Below are 23,862 nucleotides of genomic sequence, written 5' to 3'. Positions count from 1 at the left end.
AAAAAGGCGGGCCCGTTTTGGGCCCGCCTAAACATCAGCCAGTGGTTTTTTACTTACGGGGTGGCCGGGGCTGATTTGGCCAACTCGGCGGTCACTAGGCCGGAGAGGACGTCGCTGCCGTTACGTGAGGCGGTGTAGGCCGCCAAGCGCGTGCGGGTCTCGGCAAATTGGGCGGATGCGGGATCGGCCGAGGGCAGCTTTTTGTCGGCTGCGTAGACAATCAAACCCTGCTCGACCGTGGTGACCATCGGGGAAAGCGCTCCCTTGGGCAGGTTCTCGATCGCGTTGTAAATGCTGTAGTCGAGGTCCTGCGGGGGCTTGGCCAAGGTGAAGGCGGGCCAGGTCTTGACGTCGAGTTTGGCGGGGATGGTGGACGCGCAGGCTGCCACGGCCTTGGCGAGGGTGTCGCCGGCCTTCAAGCGGGCCTCCAACGCGGTGCGCAAGGTGGCGCCGGCCTCAGAAAAGCGCTTGCGCTTCTCGGACTCCAGGTAATCGGCCGTGACGCGCTCTTTGACCTCGGCGAGAGCGGGCTGGCGGGCCGGCACGGTCTCGTTCCAGACGAGGATGGCGGCACCGCGGCCGGTTTCGACCGGGTCGGAGAAGAGGCGCTGCGGGCCGGTTTTGAGCGCTTCGTCGGCGATGCGGCGGTTGGTGCCAAGCTCGGCGGGAATGGAATCGGCGTTGAAGGCGGCCAGGGTTTTGCGGCTGAGCTGGCGGGCGGCGAGGAAGGCGTCGAGGGTGGCGGCGGTGACCTTGCCATCGTAGAGCGCCACGGCGAAGTCTCCGGCGGCGGCGTTGGCCAGGGCCTGCGCGCGCTCCAACGTGTAAGCCTCTTCGACCTGCTTGCGGGCGGCGGCGAAGTCGGCATCGGGGGTGGAGACGGCGGCGGGTTTGTCGCTGAGGGGCTTGAGGAAGCGGGCGCTGTTGGCGTCGTAATAGGCGCGCAACTTTTCCTCGGTTATCGTCACCTTGCCGACGAAGGCGGCGGCGGGGAAGTCGATGTAGCTCACGCCGGCCTTGGGGCTGATCTCGTAGCGGGCACCGTTAAATTCCATGAATTTAGCCAGGGCCTCGGGGGGCGCGGCGATGGCGGGGCTGAAGCTCGGGATGTCAATGGTGACGGCTTCGAGCGTCCAGGTGGTGTTGCCGCGGTTGAGCTGCTGCTGGACATCGGCGGGCAAGACATAGCCGGGGCCGGAGAGCAGCTTGAGAACCTGCTGGTAAGTCACGTCGTCGGCGATCACGCGGGTGACGTCGCTTTCGCGCAGCTGCGGGTTGGTTTTGAGGTCGTCGCGGAACTTGGCGTAAACCTTGGCGTCGAATTTGCCGTCGGGGCCGGCGAAGGCGCGCAGCGTCTGAATGTGGCGGGTGAGGTCGTCGTTGGACGGGGTGGGCAGGTTGAGTTCGCCTGCTAGGTGGAGGGCGGCCAGGCGCTGAAGTGCGTACTGCTGGAACTGGCCTTCGCTGCGCATCTGCATGCCGTGAAGTTGCACGCTCAGCGAGGCGTCGCGGACCAGCTCTTTGGTGTCCTCGGCCGAGGCCAGGTTAATCCCAAAGTAGGGGCGGGCCGGGGTCTGCTTGGCGACATGCCCAAAGCCGGAAGAGGCGTTGGTGATGAACACGAAGGAGATTATGACCAGAATGAGCAGGGCGAGAAACAGCCACTTGAAGTGCTGCTGGAAGGTACGTTGGATCCAGGAAATCATAGAGGTAAAAGGGGCGATGGTGAGTGGAGTACGGGACGATTCAAGAGCCGAATACGCGGCTTTTTACGGGGTTGAGGTCGCGTGGTTTCTGCGCTCGGGGGAGGTCTTCATGCTCATTAGCATTCAAGTTGAGGGTTGCGGCATCCTTGCGCTCACGCTCAAGGCCACACGCTTCGCGAACACACGCCCCAAGGCCTTGAGCGTGAGCTCAGGGTTCCTTCTGACAATGGCAGGCTGGCCTAACTCACCGGCAGCGGGTGCGCAGTGAGAAGCTCCTCCAGGCTTTGTTGGAAAAACGCAGTGCGGTTGAGCTCGGTGACCGCTTCCTGATAGCGGCTCACCAAGGGATCTTGCTCGGAGAGGTGCATGGCGCCGGGGGAGCCGCCGAAGTCGTCGTCGAGCCGTTTGAAGTCGCCCAGGGTGATGTGGCTGAGCGGGCGGGCGGGTTGGAAGCGGTGGTCGGTCGAGTCGGCGTCTTCGGCCAGGGCAACCGGGCTGATCAGGTTCATTTTGACCAGGCGGTTGAGGCACTCGTTGATGACCTGGGTCGAGACCTTAAGGTGGTTACCCAGTTGCAGGGCGGAGTAGGGTGGGCGGCAGCCGTGGAAGCGGCGCGCGATTTGCAGCAGGACGGATAGGCAAAGGCGTTCGCGCAGGGACTCGGGAAGCGTGCTCCAGGCGGCTTGGCTGTTGCGGACGTTCACGTTTTGGACCGCGTAGCTCACCTGGCCGCCGAGCAGGACGAAGAACCAAAACACGTACAGGCCGAACATCAAAACCGGTAAAAGGCCGAGCGAGCCGTAGAGGCTTTTTTGCAGGACCACGCGCTTGAGGTAGAGGAATGCGAGGTAGTTGTTGAGCACGAGCAGCGTGGCCACCACCAGCGCGCCGACGAGGGCGGCGCGCCACCACACGTGGGTGTTGGGAATGGTGCGGTAAAAGAGGGTCAGCAGCGCCACCAGCACCAGTAGCGATCCGGCGGGTACGAGGAATTTGAGAGCCGCGACCACGGAGGCGCCGTAGGGAAGGAAGGTTTCGAAGGCGTTGAATACCGCGCCGGCGGACAGGCCGGTAATCGCGGCGAAGAACAGGACCGCGCCCAAAGTCAGCACCGTCCAGTAGTAGACGATACGCAGCAGCCAGGCGCGGCCTTGGCGAACGCCCCAGATATCGTTGAACGAGGATTCCACCGAGGTGAACAGCTGCAGCACAATGACGATCAGACTGAGCGCGCCCATGGCCCCCACCGCTCCGTTGCGCGAACCGCTGATGAACCCCTCGATCATGTGCATCAGATCGGGGTTGGCCGTGGTCGTCGTGCCGTTGGCAGATTGCAGCTCGGCGGCGGGCACGAGGTGTTGGAGCTGCGGAGCGATTTTCTCGATGAGGCCGCTGAGGGTTTGGGCGGCGATGGCGGGGTCCTGCTTATCGAGCATAAACCCAGCGACCATCACCGTGAGGGCCACCAGCGGCCCCAGACCCAGTAACGAGCTAAAGCTGAGGGCGGCGGCTCGGCTGGCCGCTTGGGTTTCAGTCAGTACCGCTAGCGTGAGGGAAATAATCCGCACCCCGGCATAAAAACGGCCGCGCAGTGACTTGTCCCCGAGATGGCGGGGCCGCCAGATTTCCGTTCGGTAGGTGGCGAGAAGTCGCTGCCAGAACGGGGCGGACATACCTGGCGTTTTAAGTCGTCAGCGCAAACATGGCGTAGCCAGCCATGCCGGCCAAGCCAAGCCCGGCCGCCAGGCCGACGCCGACGAAGTTGATGAACACCGTGCAAAAATAAAGTCCCAGCGAGCCCAGTGCAAAGCTCGCCATGGGTGTGGTCTGGCCGCGCGACCAGAGAATGACGCCGACCATGCCCATGCCGAGGGTGGCGCTCAAACGAACAAGGGGGTACGCCTGCGTGACTTGGAGGAGCAGTAGGAGTGCGAGTAAGGCCTGGCCAACCCCGAGAATGGCCATAGGGTGGAGCAGCAGGGCTTCCATATCCAGCTTGGTCAGAACGTCGATGGAGGGCAGGCACAGGGCGGCCGCGCTGATGCACAGGATGATCAGGGCGGACCAGCGGCCAATACCAGCGGCGCGCTCACGGGCGATGGTCGGGTCAAGCTTGTCGGCGGTTTCCGCAGTGCGACCATCGGCGGCGGCGAGCAGTTGATCGACGGAAATCGGGGCGGCGTTGGCGTCGGCAACGTTAAGGGTTTTAAACGTCGTTTTGGCCTTCAGCTTGAGCGCCACTTTTTGCGGGAAAACAACCGCGCAAACTTCTGGGTTGGTCTCGAGTGCAACCCACTGTTCGGTGCCGGCGTCATAGTAGAGCGTCTCCTTGGTGATCTGGCCGTTTTCGGCCAGGGACACCATGTGCTCGTGGTTAAACGGACCGCGGGCTTCGGTTTCAGACGCGTTACGAATGTAGAATTCCTGCGTGGCCATAGGGGGTAAGTGTTGGGTTGAACGTGCTTCGGTGCGGGATGGCCCGCAAGCGTTGTTTTGGCAGCCGGGGACGTTCGGTCACATGCGATTGACCGTGCGCAAGCCAAGGAGTTCGAGGCCGGTTTCCAAAACGAGCAAAGTGCGCGCGCAGAGCAGCAGACGGCGGGCGCGGATTGCGGGGTCTTCGACGGCGACTTTGTCGGCGGCATAGAACGCGCTGAACTCGCCGGCGAGCTCGTAGAGGTAAAGCCCAAGGAAGTGCGGGCGCAGGCCGGAGGTAGCGAGTGAGGTCGCGTCGGCTAATTTCACCAGTTTACGGGCCAGTGCCAGCTCGGCGGGAGTCTCGATGGCGTTGGCCGCAGTCTCGGTGGTCACATCACCGGGCGTGGCTTCGAGTTTGCGGAAAATGGAGCGGATGCGCGCGACTGCGTAGAGCAGGTACGCGGCGGTGTTACCCTCCAACGAAATCATCTTGTCCCATGAAAAGAGGTAATCGCTGGAGCGGTTTTGGGAGAGGTCGGCGTACTGGACCGAGCCGATGCCGACGATTTCGGCGATCTGGGCGCGCTCGGCCTCGGGCAAATCGCTGCTGCGTTCATCGACCAGACGGCGGGCGCGTTCGATCGCCTCGCGCAGCAGGTCCTTCAATTTGATGTTTTCGCCGCTGCGGGTTTTGAGCGGCTTGCCGTCCTCGCCGAGCACGGTGCCGAACGCGACGTGTTCGAGGTGCGGGCAGGTGCGGCCGGTTTTATCGAACCACTTTTGGGCGGTGAGAAAGAGTTGTTGGCAATGGTCGCCTTGGCGCGAGTCGATCACGTAGGCGGCGGCGTCGGCCTTGAGCACTTCTTTGCGGTAGAGGATGGTGGCGAGGTCGGTGGAGGCGTAGTTCGCCGCGCCATCGGATTTGCGCACGAGAAAGGGCTGTTCCTTGAAGCGCGGGTGCTCGGGGTGGAACACCACCAGCGCGCCTTGGCTCTCGGTGGCGAGGCCGCACTCGGTGAGTTCACGGTAAACGCGCTCGACCTTGTCGTTGTAAAAACTCTCGCCGAGCGTCAGGTCGAAACGGATACCGAGCAGGTCGTAGATTTGCTGGAACGCGGTGAAGCTGACTTCGCCGATCTTGTTCCAAATGGCGGTGTCCTCGGGGTCGCCGGCCTGAAGTTTGACCAGCTCCTGCTGGGCCTCCTTGAGCACGGCTGGGTCGGCGTCGGAGGCATTGTTGCCCACTTTGTAGAGGCGCTCGAATTCGGCCAGCGGATCGGCCGCGAGGGCGGCTTCAAGGGCGGCCGGATCGGAGGCGAGTACTTTTTTGTAGGCCCAGATGAGTTTGCCGAACTGGGTGCCCCAGTCGCCGATGTGGTTGTCGCGAATGACCTTCGCGCCGCTGAAGGCGAGTAGGCGGCACACCGATTCGCCGATCACTGCCGAGCGCAGGTGGCCGACGTGCATCTGTTTGGCGGTGTTGGGCGAGCTGTAGTCGACGACCCAGGTTTGGCCGGCGTAGGTCGCGGCGGCACCGGCGGCGAGTTCGGCGCGGGTGGGGAAGGCCCGCAGCCACGCCTGGAGCGCGCCGGGCTTGAGGGTGAAGTTGATGAATCCGGGGCCGGCAATGACCACCTCTGCGGCCTCGCGCGCGTCGGCGGGGAGGGCGGCGACGAGCTTTTCGGCGAGGGCGCGGGGATTCTGTTTCGTGCGCTTGGCGTAAGGAAGAACGCCGTTGGCTTGGAAGTCGCCGTGTTTGGGATCAGCGGTGCGCACCTCGGGGGAAAACTCGGCGGCATCGAAGCCGGCGGCGGTCGCGGCAGTCTTCAGGACCGCGTCAAAAGCGGCGGCTAGGTTAAACGAAACGTGCATCCCTTTACTCAACGGATTCGAGGGAGCGCTGCGCAAGCGTGGAATTGGCGTTGCCGGGCTGGTTGCGCCTCCCGGTTTTAAGCGCCCGAACATCCGTGCGCTCACGCGCAGGGCCACAGCCTATTTGGAGCTGTGGGTGAGGTTCCGGCGGCAGTTTGTTTGGCGGGCCATGCCGCCAGGCGCGACTTAGACCCCGGAGAAGGCAGTGAAGCCGCCGTCCACGACAACCGTGGTGCCGGTGACAAAGGCGGAGGCGTCGGAGAGCAGGAAGTGCAGGGCGCCGTGCAGTTCGTCGGCTTGCCCGAAGCGGCCAAAGGGCGTGTTGCGGCAGATGGTTTCACCCCGGGGGGTGAGACTGCCGTCTTCTTGCGTCAGCAGGCGGCGGTTTTGTTCGCCGAGGAAGAAGCCGGGCATGACGGCGTTGACGCGGATGCCGCCCTTGGAGCGTTGAGCGAGGTCAACGGCGAGCCAGCGCGTGAAGTTTTCCACTGCGGCTTTGGCTGCGCCGTAACCGACGACGCGCGTCAGTGCCCGGTCGGCGGATACCGAAGAGAAGTTGAGGACAATGCCTTTGCCTTGAGCGAGCAGGGGCTGGCCGAACACCAAGGTGGGCAGCACGGTGCCGTGGAGGTTGAGGTCCACGACTTGTTCAAACGCCTCGAAGTTGAGGTCGAAGAAGGATTTGTCGGGGGTGATCGTGGCACCGGGTTGGTTGCCGCCCGCACCATTGATAAGGGCGTCGATGCGCCCCCATTTGGCGAGGACATCGGCGCGCGCTTGCTCAAGGGCGGGACGGTCCGTGACGTCGGCAACCAGGGCGATGACCTGGGCCTGGGGATGAGCGGCGCGCACGCGAGCCAGTGCGGCATCGAGTTTGTCGCGGGTGCGGCCGAGGTAGGCGACACGCGCCCCCTGGCCCGCCAGGTAATCAGCGGCCGAGCCGGTGAGTGAACCGGTCGCACCGGTGACGATAATAACGCGGTCTTTTAGGTCGAAGAGGGCCATGGAGCGGGAGGGGGCGATGTTGGTTTTTAGGCGGCGGCAGCGGCGAGGGCTTCCTGCGTGGTGCGAGTGATGAGCGCCCAGTTGGACTCGGCGATCATTTTTTGCGTGGCCAGCCAACTGCCGCCCACGGTGATGACCTCGGGGATCGCGAGGTAGGTGCGCATGTTTTGCAGGCTGATGCCGCCGGTGGGGCAGATCTCGAGGTTATAGGCCTTGAACGGGGCGAGCATGGATTTGAGGGCGGGCGCGCCACCGGCGTTTTCAGCGGGGAAAAACTTGAGCGAACGGCAGCCGAGTTGGGCGGCACGGCCAATCTCCGTGGGCGTCATGACGCCGGGCATATAAGGGACGCCGGCTTCGGCAAAAAGTTTAACGATTGCCTCGTCGAGGCCCGGGGCGAGGCCGTACTGGGCACCGGCGTCGATGGCGGCGCGGGCTTGGTCGGGGGTCAGCAAGGTGCCGGCACCGATGAGCATCTCGGGAAGGGCAGTGCGGATGGCGCGGATCGCGTCAGCGGCGGCGGCGGTGCGGAAGGTGACTTCGAGTTGGCGCAGGCCGCCGGCGAGGAAGGCCTCGGCGAGGGGAACGGCTTGGCGGGCATCGTCGATGACGATGACGGGGAGAATGGGCTGGGGGATGAGGGCGCGGAGTGACATGGGAAAAGGAACTGAAAACGAAGAGGGCTAAATGGGTCGAAATAAAAAGGAGCGACGGCGGTAAGGCCGTCGCTCCTGAGCGGAATTTTTTTTAACGAACGACGCGGGCGCCGCCGCCAGCGAAGGTTTTTTCGACCTCCTTGCGGGTGGCCATGGAGGTGTCACCCGGGGTGGTCGAGGCGAGGGCGCCGTGGGCGGCGCCGTATTCGACGGCCTTTTGGGCGTCGTTGAATTCGAGGAAGCCGAATTGCAGGCCGCTGGCGAAGCTGTCGCCGCCGCCAACACGGTCCATGATTTCCAGCTCGGGATACTTGCGGCTCTCGTGGAATTTGCCGTCGTGCCAGAGGATGGCGGACCAGTCGTTTTTGGTGGCGGTGATGACGTGGCGCAGGGTGGTGGCGGCCACCTTGAAGTTGGGGAACTCCTTCACTGCGGTCTCGATCATGGCCTTGAAGGCGTCGGTCTCGATGTGCTTGAGGTCCTCGGCGCCCTTGACCGCGAAGCCGAGGGAAGCGGTGAAGTCTTCCTCGTTGCCGATCATCACGTCGACGTATTGGGCGATCTCGCGGTTAACGGCCTGGGCTTTTTTGAGGCCGCCGATGGTCTTCCAAAGCGACGGGCGGTAGTTGAGATCGTAGGACACGATGACGCCGTGTTTTTTGGCGGCTTTGACCGCTTCAATCGTGACGGCGGCGGTGGATTCGGAGAGCGCTGCAAAGATGCCACCGGTGTGGAACCAGCGGGCGCCGAGCTTGCCGAAAATGTGGTCCCAGTCGAAGTCGCCGGGCTTGATTTGCGAGGCGGCGGTGTTGCCACGGTCGGGCACGCCAACGGCACCGCGAATGCCGAAGCCGCGCTCGGTGAAGTTCAGGCCGTTGCGCACGGTGCGACCGATGCCGTCATCCTCGCGCCATTTGATGAAGTCGGTGGCGACGCCACCCTGCATGATGAAATCTTCGACCAGGTGGCCGACCTCGTTGTCGACGAAGGCGGTGCAGACGGCGGTTTTAAGGCCGAAGCATTTGCGCAGGCCGCGCGAGGTGTTGTACTCGCCGCCGCCTTCCCAGGCCTTGAAGGAGCGCGCGGTGCGGACGCGGCCCTCGCCTGGGTCGAGGCGAAGCATGACTTCGCCCAGGGAAATTTGGTCAAAAACAGTGGAGCCGGCGGGTTTGATCGGGAGTGACATGGGTAAGAGGAAGGGTTGAAAACGAACTGGCGGACCCTGGCCGAGACCTTGGGCAAGGGGCAATTGGCGGGTTGCCTAACGTGTTAGGTTTTGCTGGCGTGGGCCAATGAATAAACGCGGTCCGGTGACGATACGGGGTGTGGCGGCCAAAGTGGGCTTATCGACTTACACGGTGTCGTTGGCGCTGCGTGGAGACCGGCGGGTGCCGGCGGAGACTCAGGCGCGGGTGAAGGCGGCTGCCGAGGTTTTGGGCTATCGGGCCAATCCGCTGGTTTCGGCCAATATGGAGCGGGTGCGGCGCAGTCGCTGGATGAAGGGGGCGGGGGCAACGATTGGGTTGGTTTACGAATCCAGGGAGAATGGGGCGTTGTGGCGCACGGATGCGGATTTGATCGCGGGTGTGCGGCGCAAGGCGGAGGAGTTGGGGTTTGGCTGCGACGAGTTTGATTTGGGCGAGGCGCGATACTGGACTGAGACGGTACTGGCGCGCGCGTTGCTGGCGCGGAGCATCAGCGGCGTGGTGATCGCGCCGTTCCGGCAGGGCGGCCGATCCAGGCTGGCGTTGGATTACGCGAAATTAGCGGTGGTGGCGTGCGGTTACTCGGTGACCGATCCGCTGAATCTGACGCGGGTGTCGCCTGACCATTATAACAACTGCGGTGGGGCGTTGGCGGAGTTGTATGCGGCGGGCTACCGGAGAGTGGGGCTGGTGTTGCCCGCGACAATGCAGCGGCGCTCGAACTATTTGTGGCACGCGCGGTACCTGCAATTTGTGTGGTCGCAGGCGATGCCGGTGTTGCCCCTGCTGGAGACCTCGGTGGACCGGGGGTATTCGCTGGAGGCCTTTCGGGCGTGGTACATCGCGAATCGGCCGGAGGTGATTTTGACGGTGGACGAGGAGGTCGAGCGGTTGTTCACGAAGGCCGGGTTAAAGGTTCCCGAGGAGGTGGCGTGGGCGGTGCTCGACTGGAGTCCTCATTATTTCGGCGGGCGGGTTGCCGGGATGGACCAGTGCATGGGGCGACTGGGCGAGGCGGCGGCGGAACTGGTGGCGCGGAAATTGTGGGCCAACCAATACGGCTTGCCCGACTTGCCGCAGACAACGGAGTTGCGCGGAGTGTGGCGGGCCGGTGAGAGCGCGCCGAGCCGGGCGGGAGCTTGCGGTGCTCAGGCTGAGGCAATGTTGCCTAGCTAGTGTAGTGTGCGAGAAATAGTGTAACTAAATTAACGGCCGAGCGTCTGTAGCTGAATGAGAAAAGCAGCCCCAGTTAATTTGAAGGAGGAGCAGAAGGCCGAATTGAGCGCATGGGCGAAACGAGGCGGCACACCGCAGAAGCATGCCCAGCGGTGCCGGATCGTGCTGCTTGCCGCTGAAGGCAACGGCAACGAATGGATCGGCAATAAGTTGGGAATGAGTCGGCAGAAGGTGGCGCGCTGGCGGGGGCGTTATTTGGAGTCGGGGTTGCCGGGACTGCTACGGGACCGTGCCGGGCGAGGTCGTCGCGCCAAGATCAAGCCGGAGGACAAGGCCGAACTGATACGGCGCACACTGGAGGAAACACCTCCCATGGCGACACAGTGGAGCACGCGGCGCATGGCGGCAGTCAGCGGACTGGCCGCCAGCAGCGTAGGCCTGATCTGGCGCAACCACGGAGTGAAACCGCACTTGGTGCGGGGCTTCAAATTATCGAAGGACAAGCGCTTTGTGGAGAAGCTCGAGGAGATCGTCGGGCTCTATCTCAACGCCCCCGAGCACGCCTTGGTTTTGTGCTGCGATGAAAAAAGCCAGATCCAAGCTCTGGACCGCAGCCAACCCGGCCTGCCTTTGCGACAAGGCAAGGTGGCAACCCAAACCCACGACTATAAGCGTCACGGCACCACAACACTCTTCGCCGCCCTCAATATGGCCGACGGAAAGGTCATCGGTACCTGCCAAAAACGCCACCGCCATCAGGAATGGTTGAAGTTCCTGCGCCTGATCGACGCGAGCACCCCGCCCGACAAGCCCCTGCACCTCATCGTCGACAACTATGCCACCCACAAGCACGAGAAGGTCCGCCGCTGGCTGGCCAAGCACCCTCGTTTCACGATCCACTTTACCCCAACGTCGGCTTCCTGGCTGAACATGGTCGAACGCTTTTTCCGTGATCTTACCGTCAATCGCCTCCGCCGCAGCATCTTCAGGAGCCTCGACGAACTGCTCGCTGCCATCGAAACCTACTTGGCCGATCATAACCGCTCGCCCAAACCCTTCATCTGGACTGCCAAGGCCTCCGACATCCTCGCCAAGGTTCAGCGCGCCCGCTCATCGATCAATAATAAGTAATGTTATTTATCGTCCACTATACTAGGCTGGAGGAACTTTAGGTCATCAAAAACCAGGCACCGAGGACGGCGGCAAGGGCGAGTCGGTAAATGGCGAATACAATCAGGCCGTGTCGGCTGAGGTAGCTGACGAGGAACTTCACGGCGAGGGCGGCCGCGCAGGCGGCGACCAGGCTTCCCAATATCACCGAGGGAGCCCCAAAGACTTCGATCATGGCCGGACCGGCTTTGTACGACTTGAGCGCGGCGGCCCCGGTCAAAATTGGTAGCCCGACCAGAAAGCTGAATTCCGCCGACCGGGAGGGCGACAGTCCGCAAAAATAACCGCCCACCATCGTGACCATGGAGCGGCTCATGCCGGGCCAGAGCGCAAGACATTGCATGAGGCCAATGCCCAGAGATTGGCCCACGCTCAAATCTGAGGGCTCCAATCGACCAACACTCGCGCTCGGCTGCTGTTTGCGCCAGCGCTCCGCCGCAAACATGAGCACCGCACCGCTGACGAGTGCGGCCACGACCGCTTCGATGGAAAATAGGTGTTTGTCGATCAGCTTGCCGCAGCTCAGCCCCAGCGTAACCGCCGGAATGCACGCGACGATGATGTTGCGCAGCAGGCGTAGTCCGGCGCTGTTTTTGCCCATTAGGCCGCGCAGAATCCCCATCAGTTGTCCCCAGTAAATTAGCACGACGGCGACGATGGCACCGGCTTGAATAACCACCGTGTAGGTGTCGGCCGCGAGTTTAAGGGTAAGCGGTTCGCCCTCAGGGTTTTTGACGGAGGGCTTTTTGTACCACAGTGGTTCGCCCTCGGCATCCAGCAGCGGCTCCTCTTTTTCCAGTCCCAGCGCATGACTGGCAATAATGAGGTGGCCGGTCGACGATACGGGGAGAAACTCGGTGATGCCCTCGACGAGGCCGAGTATGACCGCATCGCGTGAACTGAGCTCTGCTACCGGCGCATCAGCAGCCGGCACCACGGGTTGGGAGAAGGCGGGCAGGGCGGAAACCCAGCTTACTGCGAGGAGAAATAAAATACGACGCACCCGCGTTTGCTCCCAGAACACACCGTGGCTGTCGAGTTTATGCTTCCCTACCATTGGGGTTTTTCGTTCCCCTGTTGCACTATGTCCGCACTCATCGAACTCACCGCCCGGCTGCAGGCGCTCCATGATCTCACCGCCACCGAGGTGGAGGCTGCGGTCGTCGAGCTGGCGTCGCCTGCGCAGGCCGATGAGCCCAAGGCGGCGTTTTTGTCGGCGTTGGCCGACAAGGGCGAGAGCGTGGCGGAGATCGCCGCGTTTGCTCGTGCGTTCCGCGTCCGCGCGATCGATCCCGGGGTGGAGCGTTGGTCGGCAGGGGCGATCGATATCGTGGGCACGGGCGGCGACATGGCGGGGGGCTTTAATATTTCGAGTATGGTGGTGCTCACGCTGGCGTGTGCGGGTGTGACCGTGATGAAGCACGGCAATCGCGGCATTACGTCCAAGTGTGGCAGCGCAGACCTGCTTGCTGCCCTGGGCGTGAATCTCGAGGCGTCGCCCGAGCAGGTGTGCGCCGGGTTGGACGAGCTCGGCTACGCGTTTTTCTTTGCGCCCGCCTACCACCCCGCGTTCCGCCATATCGCACCGACACGGAAATTACTCGCCGCTCAGGGCCGGCGCACGGTTTTCAATATTCTGGGGCCTCTCATTAATCCGGGGCGTCCCGCGAACATCCTGCTGGGCGTGTTTGCCGAGCCGTGGGTGAGCAAACTGGCGGATGTCCTCGATCTGCTGGGCTCGCAGGCCGGGCTGGCCGCCCATGGGGTCATCGGGCCGGGATGCGGTATTGATGAACTCACCACGGCGACGTCGAACCGGGTGCGGGGCATCGGCCGGTTGCGGCAGGTGGACGGCGTCTGGAACGCGGCCGATTACGGCTTTGCGGCTTCACCGTTTTCGGATCTGGCGGGAGGTGACCTCACGACCAATCTTGCGATTGTTGAGGCGCTGCTGGCGGGGCGCGCGCCGGCCGGCTTGGTGGATACCATCGTGCTCAACACGGCCACGGCACTGTGGATAACGGGGCGCACCGCATCGGTGGCGGCGGGAACGGGGCAGGCGCGTGAGTTACTACTCGGAGGCGCCGTGCGGGCCAAGATCACCGCCACGCGGGAATTTTTCAAAAAATGAAACGTAGCTATTTCGGCACAGACGGCGTCCGCGGTCCTTATGGTGGTCCGGTGGTGAACGAAGCGTTCGCCGCCCGCTTGGGCGAGGCCGCCGGGCGTTGGGTGGGCGGCAAGGGCCGAGTGCTCATCGGACGGGATACGCGCGCCTCGGGCGAGTCGCTGGCACGGGCCTTGGCCGCCGGTCTTGCCGCCGCCGGGCTCGAGCCGGTTTCGCTGGGTGTGGTGCCGACTCCGGCGGTCTGCCGTGCGGTGCGCCTGAGTGACGCCGTGCTCGGTGTCGTGATCACGGCCTCGCACAATCCGGCGTCAGATAATGGTATTAAGTTTTTCCTCGGTACGGGCATCAAGCTCACCGACGAGGACGAGGTGAGTATCGAGTCGCTGCTCCCGGCGACGCCCAGCTTGGTTGAGGCGGTTTTCCCGGCGCAGGATGCGCGCGCGGATTATATCGGCGCGGCCCAAGCGCTGCTCCCCGCCCAGGCGCTGGCGGGCTGGCGCATCGTTCTCGATACGGCTAATGGTGCGACGGCCGCGACCAGCCCGGTTGTACTGCGTGCGCTGGGGGCCGAGGTGATTGGCCTGGGCGACGCGCCCGATGGAGTGAACATCAACCTGGGTGTCGGCAGCGAACACCCTGAACCCTTGGCGAATAAAGTGCGCGCCACCGGGGCGCGTCTGGGTATCGCTCATGATGGCGATGGTGATCGCTGCCTGTTGTGCGATGAAACCGGCGCCGTGGTCGGGGGCGACGAGGTGCTCACCTTGCTTGCCTTGCATGCGCTCGCCCAAGGCCGTTTGGCCGCGTCCACGCTGGTGGTCACTGTGCAGAGCAACCTTGGCGTCGATGCGGCGATCTCCGCTGCGGGCGGCCGGGTGGTTCGCACCTCCGTGGGCGATCGTTACGTGAGCGAAAGCATGCTGGCGGAGGGCGCTCGGTTGGGCGGCGAGTCGAGTGGTCACATTATCTGTGCGGATATTTCCCCTACGGGCGACGGGTTGGTTGCGGCGCTTAAAGTCATCGAGGTGATGCTCGCCACGGGGCGCCCGCTCTCGGAGTTGCGCCGCGTGCTGAAGAAGTTCCCGCAAGGCACGCGCAACCTCAAGGTGCGTGAAAAACGCGACATGGCGGACTGCGGGGCTTTGCTCGGGGCAATTGCTGCGGTGGAGGCGGAGCTCGGTGCTCAGGGGCGGGTGTTGGTGCGTTTTTCCGGGACCGAGGCCAAGTTGCGCCTTTTGGTCGAAGGACCCTCGGACGCCGTTGTGGCGGCGGGGCTGGAGCGCTTGGCCAAGGCGGCGGGTTTGGATATGGATGTGGTTTAAGCTTAACGCCTGTAAGGCATGACCCGGATAGATCTCGGGATAAGTAAGTTGTGCTATAATATTGATATACGAACGAAGGAATCGAGTCCACCGAACCGAAACGTAGCCGAGTCCCTGACGAACGAGAACGAGTAAGAGAACGAGAACGATTCAATCCCGGTCCAGCGATCGGCACTTCAGAGGCACCGCTGAATTCCGTATCGTTCTCGTTCTCTTAATCTTACTCGTTCTCCTTCCGCTGCCGATTCCCTGCGTCAAACCATACCTTACAGGATTGGGTTTAACCTGCCAATCTAGCGTTGACCCCTGCCGCGGGGGGGCGTTGTTTTTGCGCTATCCCCTATGCCTGAAGTTACCGTTTTATCGCTCGACCCCCGCGTTCAAAAGCAGATCGAGAATTCACAAATCGCCCTCCAGCGAGGCAATCTCGATTACGTTTTGGACGTAACCGCTCAAGTTTTAAAAACTGTCCCAAACTGCCTGGCTGTAAGACGCCTTCAGCGCGTCGCGCAACTGCGTCAGCACGGTGGTAAAACGAAGCTGTTCGCCAAGGCGTTTGGCTCGGTTACCAACGCCGGCTTCCTGTTTGGCGGCGGGGCTAAATCCCCCGAGAAGCTGCTGGAAAATGCCGAGAAGATGCTCGCGGCCGATCCCACCAGCGTTCCGGGACTCAAGTTGCTCGCCGAGGCCGCGCAGGCTTTTGATTGGCCCGAGACCGTCGTGTTTGCCTGGGAGTCGATTCACGAGCTCAACCCGACTGATCGCGAGGCGCTGTTGGAATTCGGCGAGGCCTGTTTGAAGGCTAAACGGCCCAAAGATGCGCTACGTGCCGCCGACGAACTGCTCAAGCTCAAGCCCCAGGATGGTGATGCGCTCTCGCTTATGCGTAAGGCCGCAATCGCCCAGACCACCGAGAAGGGCAACTGGGAGGAGAAGGGCTCGTTCCGCGACAAGCTCAAGGACGAGGCGCAGTCGACCATGCTTGAGCAAGCGGCGAAGATCGTGACCTCCGATGAGATGACGCAGAAGCTCATCGACGAGGCCTTGGTCCGCCTGCAGGCGCAGCCGGAAAATCTTAACCACTACCGCAGCGTCGTGGAGGGCTACAAGAAGCTCAACAAGCTTGAGGAGGCCATTGTGTACATCAGCAAGGCCCGCGCTCTGCCGGCGGGTGCTGCCGATACCACTCTTGCAAAACAAGAGTCTGAACTGCGGCACGCGCTTCTGGCCAATCGTATCAAGGATATTGAGACGCAAGTGGCGCTGGCGCCCGGCGATGCCGCCTTGGTGGAGTCACTGGCCAAGGCGAAGCGTGATTTTGCCGAAACCCTCTTGCTCGAGGCCAAGGACTACGCCGAACGCTACCCGAACGACTACGGCGCGCGTTTCACCCTCGCCAATCTCTATTTCGAGGCCGGCGACTTCCAGAACGCCATTGCCAACTACCAGCAGGCGCAGAAAAACCCGAAGGTCCGTATCCAGGCGATCTCCGGCATGGGCAAGTCGCTCAAAGCGCGAAAGATGTTCGATCTGGCGGTTGCCCAATTCCAGACCGCAAAAAGCGAACTGCCGGTTATGGACGACCTGAAGAAGGACGTCATCTACGAGCTGGCGGTGTGTTACGAGGGCATGGGTAAGAAAACCGAAGCGATCACTGAATATAAGATCATTTACAGTGAGGACATCGGTTTCCGTGACGTTGCGGACAAGATCAACGCTTTCTATTCAAGCATGTAACCCGCCTGCGGATACCGCACCCGTTAACGGTGCGGTTGATCCGCGGTGGTGGTGGAAGAGCAGGGGCGGCGTTATTCGTTCCGGTTTTTTCGGGAAACGGCGTCTCAGGTTACCGGGATTTGACGGGGCTTGCCGTCGGTCGATTTGGGCAGCGTTACGGTGAGTACGCCGTTGGCAATGACCGCTTGGATGCGGTCGGCCTCGATTCGGGCGTCATAGCTGAATTCGAGGGCGAAATTAGCGTCCGAGCTTTCGCGGTGAATGAGCTTCCATGCTGCCGGCTTGTGCCATTCCCGGCGCCCCCGGATGGAGAGCACGCCGTTTTTGGCGACCACGTCCATGCCGGCCTTGTCGACGCCAGGGAGTTGAACGATCAGGCTGTAGCCGTCCCCGTTTTCGACCAGTCGGTAGACCGGCTTGCGAGCGGACTGCGAATCCTCCGGAGGCGGAGTGCTGGTGGTGTGCGCGAGCAGGGGAAAGAGAGGGATCATGAGTTTTTGGGGCGGGCGGGGGGCGTTCAAGGCCTTCGGCTGGGGACTGGCGAATGAGCGCCAGGCCCGCTTGATGCCGCAGTTGCTCGGGCCACGCCGTTGGCCCAATCATTGACCTCCGCCAGGCCGCACTGGTGCCGACTTGGGCAAATCTTTTGGCCCATTATCCGGTCCAAGCCCACAGGCTTTGAGTTTATATGGTCTTGCGCTAATTATTGCGTTGGCCGGGGGCGGGCACGCTTTCTAGTGCTACCCGCGTTACCTTAAAATGGATCGCCTTCAAAGCGGGAGTGCACATTACCACCGTTTCGCTCACGCTCAAAGATCACCCGAGCCGGCCCGCAACCACTCGTAATCGCATCAAAGCACTCGCATAGGCAATGGGTTACACCCGCGATCGTTGCTTTCCGCCTTGGTCGCCTCCGGACCTATAATCGTCTCATGGTCAAACGGGGCGTTCTGTGTTGGCTTGGGTGGATGTCTGGACTACTCTTGGAGGCGCCCGGGAGCGCTTTGGCAGGGAACCTTTGATTATCCGCACAAACTGGGGTGGAAGCTGGAGGCGTTCCGGCCCTTACACGAAGGGATCGCCTTGCCCCAGTTTAGCCGCATCCTGCGCCCACGCGGGATTGGTGGACTGATTATAGCGCCGCTTCCAAGTTCGCAGTCAGCGATCGCGTTTGACCGGGCCAAGCCTTCGCCAAAAAAAAGCCCGCCGCCCCTGTATTTTTTGCGGGGGCGGCGGGCCGGGGGCAATGGCCCTCAGTTAACCCCGCAACACATCGTAAGACCTGATTTTTATGGCCAATGCAATGGTCGTGAACCTTATGCTGTGAGCGGCGAGCGGGAAAGCGTCTATTTCTGGCGGTTAGGAATGCACTTCTTCTTCGGTGGATCTTCTTCCCCTTAAAAAGAGTAATACTCTTCTTCCGTGGGTGGGTTTTCTTCCCTGTCCGGCTGGGGATATGAGGGGTGCGAATGGGTGGAGATTGAACCGGCGGGACGCTTGGCGGATGCACAGCGATGCATCCAACCGGTTCACGCAAGTGTTTGCACTGTGCCGATTTCTTTCTGCCCGACGCGCATAACCGCGAGCGTCAGCGCTACTGCGGGAAGCCGGGATGCCGACGGGCGAGCCGGGCGGCCAGTCAGGCCAAATGGTTGGCGAAGCCGGAGAACCTCGACCACTGGAAAGGCCCAGAAAATGTCCAACGGGTGCAGGAGTGGCGGAAGGCCAATCCGGGGTACTCAAGGCGGAGGGGGCCGCGACGGCGGGTGGCGTTACAAGACATCCCAACTACGCAATCCGTTGTGCACCAGCCTAAAGCCGAGCCGGTCGCCGAGGTGGCGTTACCGAATCCCTGCGTGCCGTTACAAGACAGATGGGAGTCGCAAAACCCTGTGCTCGTGGGGCTTATCGCGCAGTTCGCCGGAGTGACGTTACAAGAGGACCTCGAACCCATGCTGCGACACCTGCAATCCCGGGGGCGGGTGATCCTGGGCATCGACGTCCAGCCGCCCGATTATGCAAAAACAACCGATCGATCGCGAACAACTCCGGCGCACGCCGGCCCAGTTTAGCTGGCTGGACCACCGGCTGGTGCGGGGCAATTACCTGGGGCGGGCCAGTGCCCCCGCCTGGGGACTTTATCTGGTCCTGGTAACCGTGGGTGACGCCGACGGGCTGAGTTACTACGCCACGCGCACCCTGGCCCGGCTGCTCACGCTCAGCGAGGACGGCCTGGTCGAGGCGCGTCGGCAGTTAATCGAGGCCGGGGTGATCGCCTACGCCGCGCCACTTTACCAGGTGCTTTCCTTGGACCGGGGCAGGCCATCGCACACGCTGGCGGTAACGCCGTCGCCGAGCCGGGAGGTGGGGGCGTGATCAATTACGAACTGTATTGCCGGATAAAACAGGCGGAGGCTGCCGGTCACAGTGCGCCGCAAATCACCCGCTCGCTCCAGTTGCACGTGCAGACGGTGAGGCGCTGGCAGGCGCAGGAAAAGTACGCGCGCAGCCAGGCCGCGCAGGTGCCTAGGCCAAGCAAGCTCGACGTGCACAAGCCGGCGATCGCGCGGTGGCTGGAGGCCCATCCGTTCACCGCCATGCAGCTCTGGCAAAAGGTGCGCGAGCGGGGGTACACGGGCGGGTATTCAATTTTGAAAGACTACGTGCGGCGGGTGCGGCCGAGGAACCTGGAGGCGTTTCTTACCCTCAAGTTTGCCCCCGGCCAGACCGCGCAGGTGGACTGGGGCAGTTTTGGCGCGGTGGAGGTGGACGGCACCCGGCGGGCTTTAAGTTTTTTCGTCATGGTTTTGGGGTACAGCCGGTTCCTGCATGTGGAATTTACCCTCGGGCAGGGCCAGGAGTGGTGGCTGGGCTGTCACCGGCGCGCCTTTGAAAAACTCGGCGGGGTGCCGCGCGAGGTGATGGTGGACAACTGCAAGACGGCCGTCCTCTCGCATGTGCCCGGGACCGACCCGGTGTACAACGCCCAGTACCTGGACTTTGCCCGGCACTACGGGTTTACGATAAAAGCGTGCGGGCCGGGGCATCCGCAGTCCAAGGGCATGGTGGAAAACGCGGTGGGTTACGTGAAAAAAAGCTTCCTTGGCGGGCGGCAGATGAACGGGTTTACCGAGCTGGGGCCGGCCGCCAGCTTGTGGCTGGAAACGGTGGCCAACGTGCGCGTTCACGCTGAAACCCAGGGCCGGCCGGTGGACCGGCTGCCCGAGGAGCGCGCTGCGCTCCTGCCGCTTAACCCGGTGGCCAGTCCGGCGGTGCGCACCTTAAGCGTGCGGGCGTCGCGGCGGTGCCGGGTGAGTATCGAAACGAACCGCTACTCGGTGCCCACGAAGTTTGCCGGGGCGCTACTCACCGCGCAGATCGAGGGGGCGCAGGTGAGGTTTTATGCGGACCGCACCCTGGTGGCCGAGCATGCCCGCAGTTTTGCCCGCCGCGCCGATGTGGAAAACCCCGAGCATGTGCGCGAACTCGAGGAGCGCAAACGGCAGGGGGCGCGGCAGCGCCTGCGGCTACGGTTTTTGGAACTGAGCCCGGCGGCACCCGCCTACCAACGGGGGCTGGAGGAGCGCCGGCTCAACGCGGGACACCACCTGGCGACTATCGTGGGTTTGGTGGCCCTGTATGGAACGGAGGCAGTCGGCCGGGCGATCGAAAGCGCCCATGAACTCGGCGCCTACTCCAGCGATTACATCCTCAACTTGCTCGAACAACGCGCGCGGGCCTTGCCGCAAGCCGGGCCGATCCACCTCACCCGCGCCGACGCGGTGGCCGCGTTGGAACTCGAACTGTGTCCCCCGGATTTAAGCCCCTACACTCTATGAAAACAGAACCCGAAAAACCCGATTTATTAAAAGACCAGCTTAAGTATCTGAAACTCGGTTACCTGTTGCGTCACCACGGCGAACTGACCGCCGAGGCGGCCAAGGCGCGCTGTTCGCACGCCGAATTTTTACGCCGACTGGTGCAGGCCGAGACCCAGGACCGCCAGATCCGGGCGCTGGAGCGGCGTATCCAGGCGGCGCGCTTCCCGGTCAAGAAAACCGTCGACCAGTTCCAGTGGGACTGGCCCAAGGAGTTGAACGAAGCGCAGGTGCGGCACCTCTTCGAACTGGGCTTTGTCAAGGAGCGCACCAACGCGGTGTTTTGCGGTGGTGTGGGGCTTGGGAAGACACATCTCGCGAGCGCGTTGGGCTACGCGGCGTGCCAGGCGGGCTACACGGTGCTGTTTACGACGGCGGTGGACGCGATCAACGCCCTGGTCACCGCCCAGTCCCTGCACCGGTTGCAAGCCGAGTTGAAGCGTTACATGACCCCTGCGGTGCTCGTGCTCGATGAGGTCGGCTACCTGCCGCTCGACAAGTCGGGGGCCGACCTGCTCTTCCAGATCGTCAGCCAACGCTACGAACGCGGCTCGCTGATCGTCACCACCAACAAGGCCTACAAACACTGGGCAGGGATCTTTAACAACGACGCTGGCATCACCGCGGCGATCCTGGACCGCCTGCTGCACCGGGCCCAGACCGTCGTCATCGAGGGCAAATCCTACCGCATGAAAGACCGCCTAGCCGACGAACCTGCAAGCTGACCGGGCCTGATGATCGGCCCCTGGCGGGGCCGGTCATCGGCTTTTACGACAGGTGATTTTGTAACCGCCAGAAATAGACGGTGTTCGCGCCGCCGCTCACACCTTATGCATGGGAGGCGGTCGGCGATTGTATGTCTCCTACACACACACACACACGCCCTGCTTACCGTTTTGATGGAGCACTTTCGGACCCTCGACATCCGTTTTAAGCGCAGGAGGATATGGACGCCTGAAAGGGTGGTGGTGGGGATGCTCACGCTGATATCACAGCCTTGCATGTCCTCGGTGGAGAAGCTCATGTCGGAGCTTGTGGAACCGTTTCTGCTGCCGTGCATTCCGTCTGACTCGACCTTCGTCGAGGCGCGGCAGAAGTTTGCCAAACAGTTCCCGACGGCCATGCGGGATCTGTGGCAGCGTCTGGTCGAACATGCGGTAAAGTTGATTGCCAAGTCCCGCCGGACCGTCGGCGGACTGCAATGGGTGGCGGTCGACGGCACGTGGGTTTGGGCACCTCACGAAGCCGGTAACGTCGCTCGCTGGGGGCAACCCAAAGCCGGTGAGGCAAAGAAGCTGCACTTCCCTCAGATGCTCCTGGTGACGGCCCTGGATGTGCTCACTCGGGTGCCGCTGGCGGCCACCGTGCTTCCCCACGACGGCAGTGAGCGGGCTGGACTGCGGGCCTCCATTGACGAGTTCAAGACCGGCATGGTGCTGTTGGTTGATCGCGGCTTCCCTGCCAAGGACCTGCTGGCCAGTCAGTCTCGTTTCCCGGGGTGCAGACGTTCTCTGGCGCATGGGTACGGCCGAATGCAATTCTTGGGACTGCGTCCACCGGTTCCTTCACGATCGCGCCAAGCCGTTGGAGGCCATAGTGTTTTTACCTCTTGGAGCGAAGGGTTCGGACGGCCTACCCACCCTCATCCACGTCCGACTCATGCGCCGCGTCTTCAGCCAAGGACGGCCCAAAAAGGGCCAAAAACGCGAGGTGCTGGTGCTGATGACCACCCTGCTCGATGCCACGGCTTGGCCTGCCGACAAGCTCATCGCCATGTACGAGCGCCGCTGGGTGATCGAGGACTGGTTCCGCGATATAAAGGTCTGTTTCGGATTAGAGTCCTTCCACTGCCGCAGCGACGCCCTCATCGAGCAGGAGATCTATTCCCTTTTTGCTTGGATAACCGTATGCGCCATCGTCGAACGCGACGCCTACCGCCGTGTCGAGTGTTCGCGCGGTCGGCAGAACCCCTCGGATCCTCACCGCTTTCAAATCAACCACTCCAATCTCTACCGAGTTGCCGAGCACCTCTTCGCCCGCCTGTTGCGCACCAAGCACATCGCCGCCGCCTTGGCCGAGTCAGAGATCGACTTGCGATGGCTCGACTCGACAGCTCGAAGACGACGCCCTGATCGCTCCCATCCCCGAAGCAGGAAAGCATGCTATGGGAGGTGGAATGCTTAACCGAGGGCCATTGGGGGGGGTTAACCGTGACGGATTTCGGAGCCCTGGAAACGGATTTGGATGCGGTAAACCTTTTTGATGCGGCTCTTGATGAGGCCGGTCGTCAGGTCGAATTTTTCTGGGATCTCGATGCGGTGCAGATCAACAACGGCGTGGAAACCGCGCTCGGAGAAAATGTCGATGAGCATCGCCAATGAGAGCGGATCATCGAGCAGCGGATCCTCGGTGTTGACTTGAGCGAAGCCGGAAATCGCGTGTCGGATCACGATGGGGACGATCTTTTTGTCGATGAAGGTCACCACGCGGGCAAACAATTCGGCGTGCTCCACGGCGTAGGCGTCGAGGCGTTTCACCATTTCCTGACGGGCGTGGATAATGATCTCACTGGCCACGGGAATGACGCGCAGGATGTCATGGGTGCGCGGGTCGAGCTCAAGGGTGCTCTGGTATTGGAGTTCCTCGAGGATGTTTTGCTCGACCTCGCTCACGCTGCCCTGGGCGTTGATGAAGTGGTAATGGAAGCTCTCCTTGAGCGACTGGAGGGCGTCCCAAGTCTGCTCCTTAAAAACCCGGTAACGGCGCTGGGCCAGGGCGGTGTCGTAGTCGGTGGGGCGTTCTTCTTGGAGCTCGCCCACGCCGGTGCGGCGCACCTCGGCGTTATGCGCCACAATCTCGCGGCCGCGCTTGAGCTGGCGATCGACCGAGGTTTTTTCATCAACGAACAGCACCATGATGTGGATCGTGGTTTGGCGGAAGTGCATCCCAAGCGGCGTGTTGTAGAACTCGGTTCGCAGCGCTTGGATGTGCTGAACGAGCAGCTTGAGGCACTCGACTTGGACCTTGGTGCGCGGAAATCCGTCGAGGATGACGCCGTCGCGATACTGGGGTTGCAGCAACGCGCGCAGCATCAGGCCGATGACCTCGCGGTCGCCAACCATGCCGCCGGAATCCTTGATGCGTTTGGCCTCAGGGCTGTCGAGCAAGGTGCTGATGACGATCGGCTGGCAGGTGAGGCCGCGGGCCTTGAGGATGAAATCGGTGTTGGTGCCTTTGCCAGAACCGGGGGCGCCGCCGAGCAGAATGATCTCCTTCGGGAAACGCAGGTTGGGGCGACGAATTGAAGCCTCCAGCGCATGCCAAGCTGAGTTGAAAATCAGCTGGGCGTCCTTGATCTCAAGGTCGTGGGCTTGAGCGGCAGCGTTGGCTGCGGCGGCGGCGATGAGGGGCTCCGATTTTTCGGCGGGGGGGATTTCCATGGAAAGTGTCGCTGAGGTTAAGACTCATTCGTGGGGGCAACTCCAGATTAGAGTGGAAATGAATAACGGGCATCACGTCTGTTAATGCCCCCCAGTTGCGTTATTATGGGGCGCGTGGGTGTGGGGGGAGAATCGGCTGCCAACTTTTC

Annotated in this window: 20 protein-coding genes; 10 read left to right on the top strand and 10 right to left on the bottom strand. The window is 62.4% G+C overall.

What is annotated here, in order from left to right; all coding sequences use genetic code 11:
- Positions 1-53: 53 nt before the first annotated feature.
- The 7 genes from H2170_09655 to H2170_09625 form a co-directional block, all read right to left on the bottom strand.
- Positions 54-1,706 (bottom strand): peptidyl-prolyl cis-trans isomerase, encoded by a 1,653-nt coding sequence (locus H2170_09655; GenBank protein MCS6300351.1) that lies wholly within the window; start codon positions 1,704-1,706, stop codon positions 54-56.
- Positions 1,707-1,945: 239 nt separating this feature from the next.
- The gene (locus H2170_09650; protein ID MCS6300350.1) at positions 1,946-3,379 is read right to left on the bottom strand and encodes a YihY/virulence factor BrkB family protein; all 1,434 of its coding nucleotides are present in this window, start codon (positions 3,377-3,379) and stop codon (positions 1,946-1,948) included.
- A 10-nt stretch (positions 3,380-3,389) separates the two neighbouring features.
- Complete coding sequence (locus H2170_09645) at positions 3,390-4,142, bottom strand: DUF4339 domain-containing protein (protein ID MCS6300349.1); 753 nt, start codon at positions 4,140-4,142, stop codon at positions 3,390-3,392.
- Between the two features lie 78 nt (positions 4,143-4,220).
- Positions 4,221-5,996: an arginine--tRNA ligase gene (gene argS, locus H2170_09640; GenBank protein MCS6300348.1), complete on the bottom strand. Its 1,776-nt coding sequence runs from the start codon at positions 5,994-5,996 to the stop codon at positions 4,221-4,223.
- A 186-nt stretch (positions 5,997-6,182) separates the two neighbouring features.
- Positions 6,183-7,001 carry an SDR family oxidoreductase gene (locus tag H2170_09635; protein ID MCS6300347.1) on the bottom strand — a complete coding sequence of 273 codons (819 nt, stop codon included), beginning with the start codon at positions 6,999-7,001 and terminating at the stop codon, positions 6,183-6,185.
- Positions 7,002-7,027: 26 nt separating this feature from the next.
- Complete coding sequence (gene eda / locus H2170_09630; protein MCS6300346.1) at positions 7,028-7,657, bottom strand: bifunctional 4-hydroxy-2-oxoglutarate aldolase/2-dehydro-3-deoxy-phosphogluconate aldolase; 630 nt, start codon at positions 7,655-7,657, stop codon at positions 7,028-7,030.
- A 91-nt stretch (positions 7,658-7,748) separates the two neighbouring features.
- Positions 7,749-8,843, bottom strand: a complete 1,095-nt coding sequence (locus H2170_09625; GenBank protein MCS6300345.1) for a sugar kinase — start codon at positions 8,841-8,843, stop codon at positions 7,749-7,751.
- 106 nt (positions 8,844-8,949) lie between these two features.
- Between H2170_09625 and H2170_09620 the strand changes: the two genes are divergently transcribed.
- Together H2170_09620 and H2170_09615 are read left to right on the top strand one after the other, a co-directional pair.
- The gene (locus tag H2170_09620; protein MCS6300344.1) at positions 8,950-10,038 is read left to right on the top strand and encodes a LacI family DNA-binding transcriptional regulator; all 1,089 of its coding nucleotides are present in this window, start codon (positions 8,950-8,952) and stop codon (positions 10,036-10,038) included.
- A 54-nt stretch (positions 10,039-10,092) separates the two neighbouring features.
- A complete protein-coding gene (locus H2170_09615; GenBank protein ID MCS6300343.1) occupies positions 10,093-11,169 on the top strand; it encodes an IS630 family transposase in 1,077 nt (358 codons plus the stop codon).
- 37 nt (positions 11,170-11,206) lie between these two features.
- On the opposite strand, the gene H2170_09610 is transcribed toward H2170_09615, so the two are convergent.
- On the bottom strand, positions 11,207-12,265 hold the full coding sequence (locus H2170_09610; protein MCS6300342.1) for an undecaprenyl-diphosphate phosphatase: 1,059 nt from the start codon (positions 12,263-12,265) through the stop codon (positions 11,207-11,209).
- 27 nt (positions 12,266-12,292) lie between these two features.
- Here H2170_09610 and trpD point away from each other — a divergent pair, with 27 nt between their 5' ends.
- The 3 genes from trpD to H2170_09595 all read left to right on the top strand — a co-directional run bounded on the left by trpD (position 12,293) and on the right by H2170_09595 (position 16,395).
- Positions 12,293-13,339: an anthranilate phosphoribosyltransferase gene (trpD, locus tag H2170_09605; protein MCS6300341.1), complete on the top strand. Its 1,047-nt coding sequence runs from the start codon at positions 12,293-12,295 to the stop codon at positions 13,337-13,339.
- Positions 13,336-14,658, top strand: coding sequence for a phosphoglucosamine mutase (locus H2170_09600; protein MCS6300340.1), 1,323 nt, complete (start codon positions 13,336-13,338; stop codon positions 14,656-14,658). Before trpD ends, H2170_09600 begins: the two co-directional genes overlap by 4 nt.
- 342 nt (positions 14,659-15,000) lie before the next feature.
- Complete coding sequence (locus H2170_09595) at positions 15,001-16,395, top strand: hypothetical protein (GenBank protein ID MCS6300339.1); 1,395 nt, start codon at positions 15,001-15,003, stop codon at positions 16,393-16,395.
- A 104-nt stretch (positions 16,396-16,499) separates the two neighbouring features.
- Here H2170_09595 and H2170_09590 read toward each other — a convergent pair whose 3' ends face one another.
- Complete coding sequence (locus tag H2170_09590) at positions 16,500-16,886, bottom strand: Hsp20/alpha crystallin family protein (protein ID MCS6300338.1); 387 nt, start codon at positions 16,884-16,886, stop codon at positions 16,500-16,502.
- A 215-nt stretch (positions 16,887-17,101) separates the two neighbouring features.
- Here H2170_09590 and H2170_09585 point away from each other — a divergent pair, with 215 nt between their 5' ends.
- The 5 genes from H2170_09585 (at position 17,102) to H2170_09565 (ending at position 22,457) form a co-directional block, all read left to right on the top strand.
- Positions 17,102-17,263, top strand: a complete 162-nt coding sequence (locus tag H2170_09585; protein ID MCS6300337.1) for a LacI family DNA-binding transcriptional regulator — start codon at positions 17,102-17,104, stop codon at positions 17,261-17,263.
- Positions 17,264-18,411: 1,148 nt separating this feature from the next.
- Entirely contained in the window at positions 18,412-18,771 is a 360-nt protein-coding gene (locus tag H2170_09580) for a hypothetical protein (GenBank protein ID MCS6300336.1), read from the top strand.
- The gene (locus tag H2170_09575) at positions 18,768-20,234 is read left to right on the top strand and encodes an IS21 family transposase (protein ID MCS6300335.1); all 1,467 of its coding nucleotides are present in this window, start codon (positions 18,768-18,770) and stop codon (positions 20,232-20,234) included. Before H2170_09580 ends, H2170_09575 begins: the two co-directional genes overlap by 4 nt.
- Positions 20,231-20,998 (top strand): ATP-binding protein, encoded by a 768-nt coding sequence (locus H2170_09570; GenBank protein MCS6300334.1) that lies wholly within the window; start codon positions 20,231-20,233, stop codon positions 20,996-20,998. The genes H2170_09575 and H2170_09570 overlap by 4 nt, the downstream gene beginning before the upstream one ends.
- Positions 20,999-21,791: 793 nt before the next feature.
- A complete protein-coding gene (locus H2170_09565; protein MCS6300333.1) occupies positions 21,792-22,457 on the top strand; it encodes a transposase in 666 nt (221 codons plus the stop codon).
- A gap of 20 nt (positions 22,458-22,477) precedes the next feature.
- On the opposite strand, the gene H2170_09560 is transcribed toward H2170_09565, so the two are convergent.
- Positions 22,478-23,713, bottom strand: a complete 1,236-nt coding sequence (locus tag H2170_09560; GenBank protein MCS6300332.1) for a nucleoside monophosphate kinase — start codon at positions 23,711-23,713, stop codon at positions 22,478-22,480.
- Positions 23,714-23,862 lie beyond the last annotated feature (149 nt).

The sequence above is a fragment of the Opitutus sp. genome (assembly GCA_024998815.1).
Lineage (GTDB): Bacteria > Verrucomicrobiota > Verrucomicrobiia > Opitutales > Opitutaceae > Rariglobus.
This window is presented reverse-complemented; position numbering and strand designations above follow the sequence as displayed.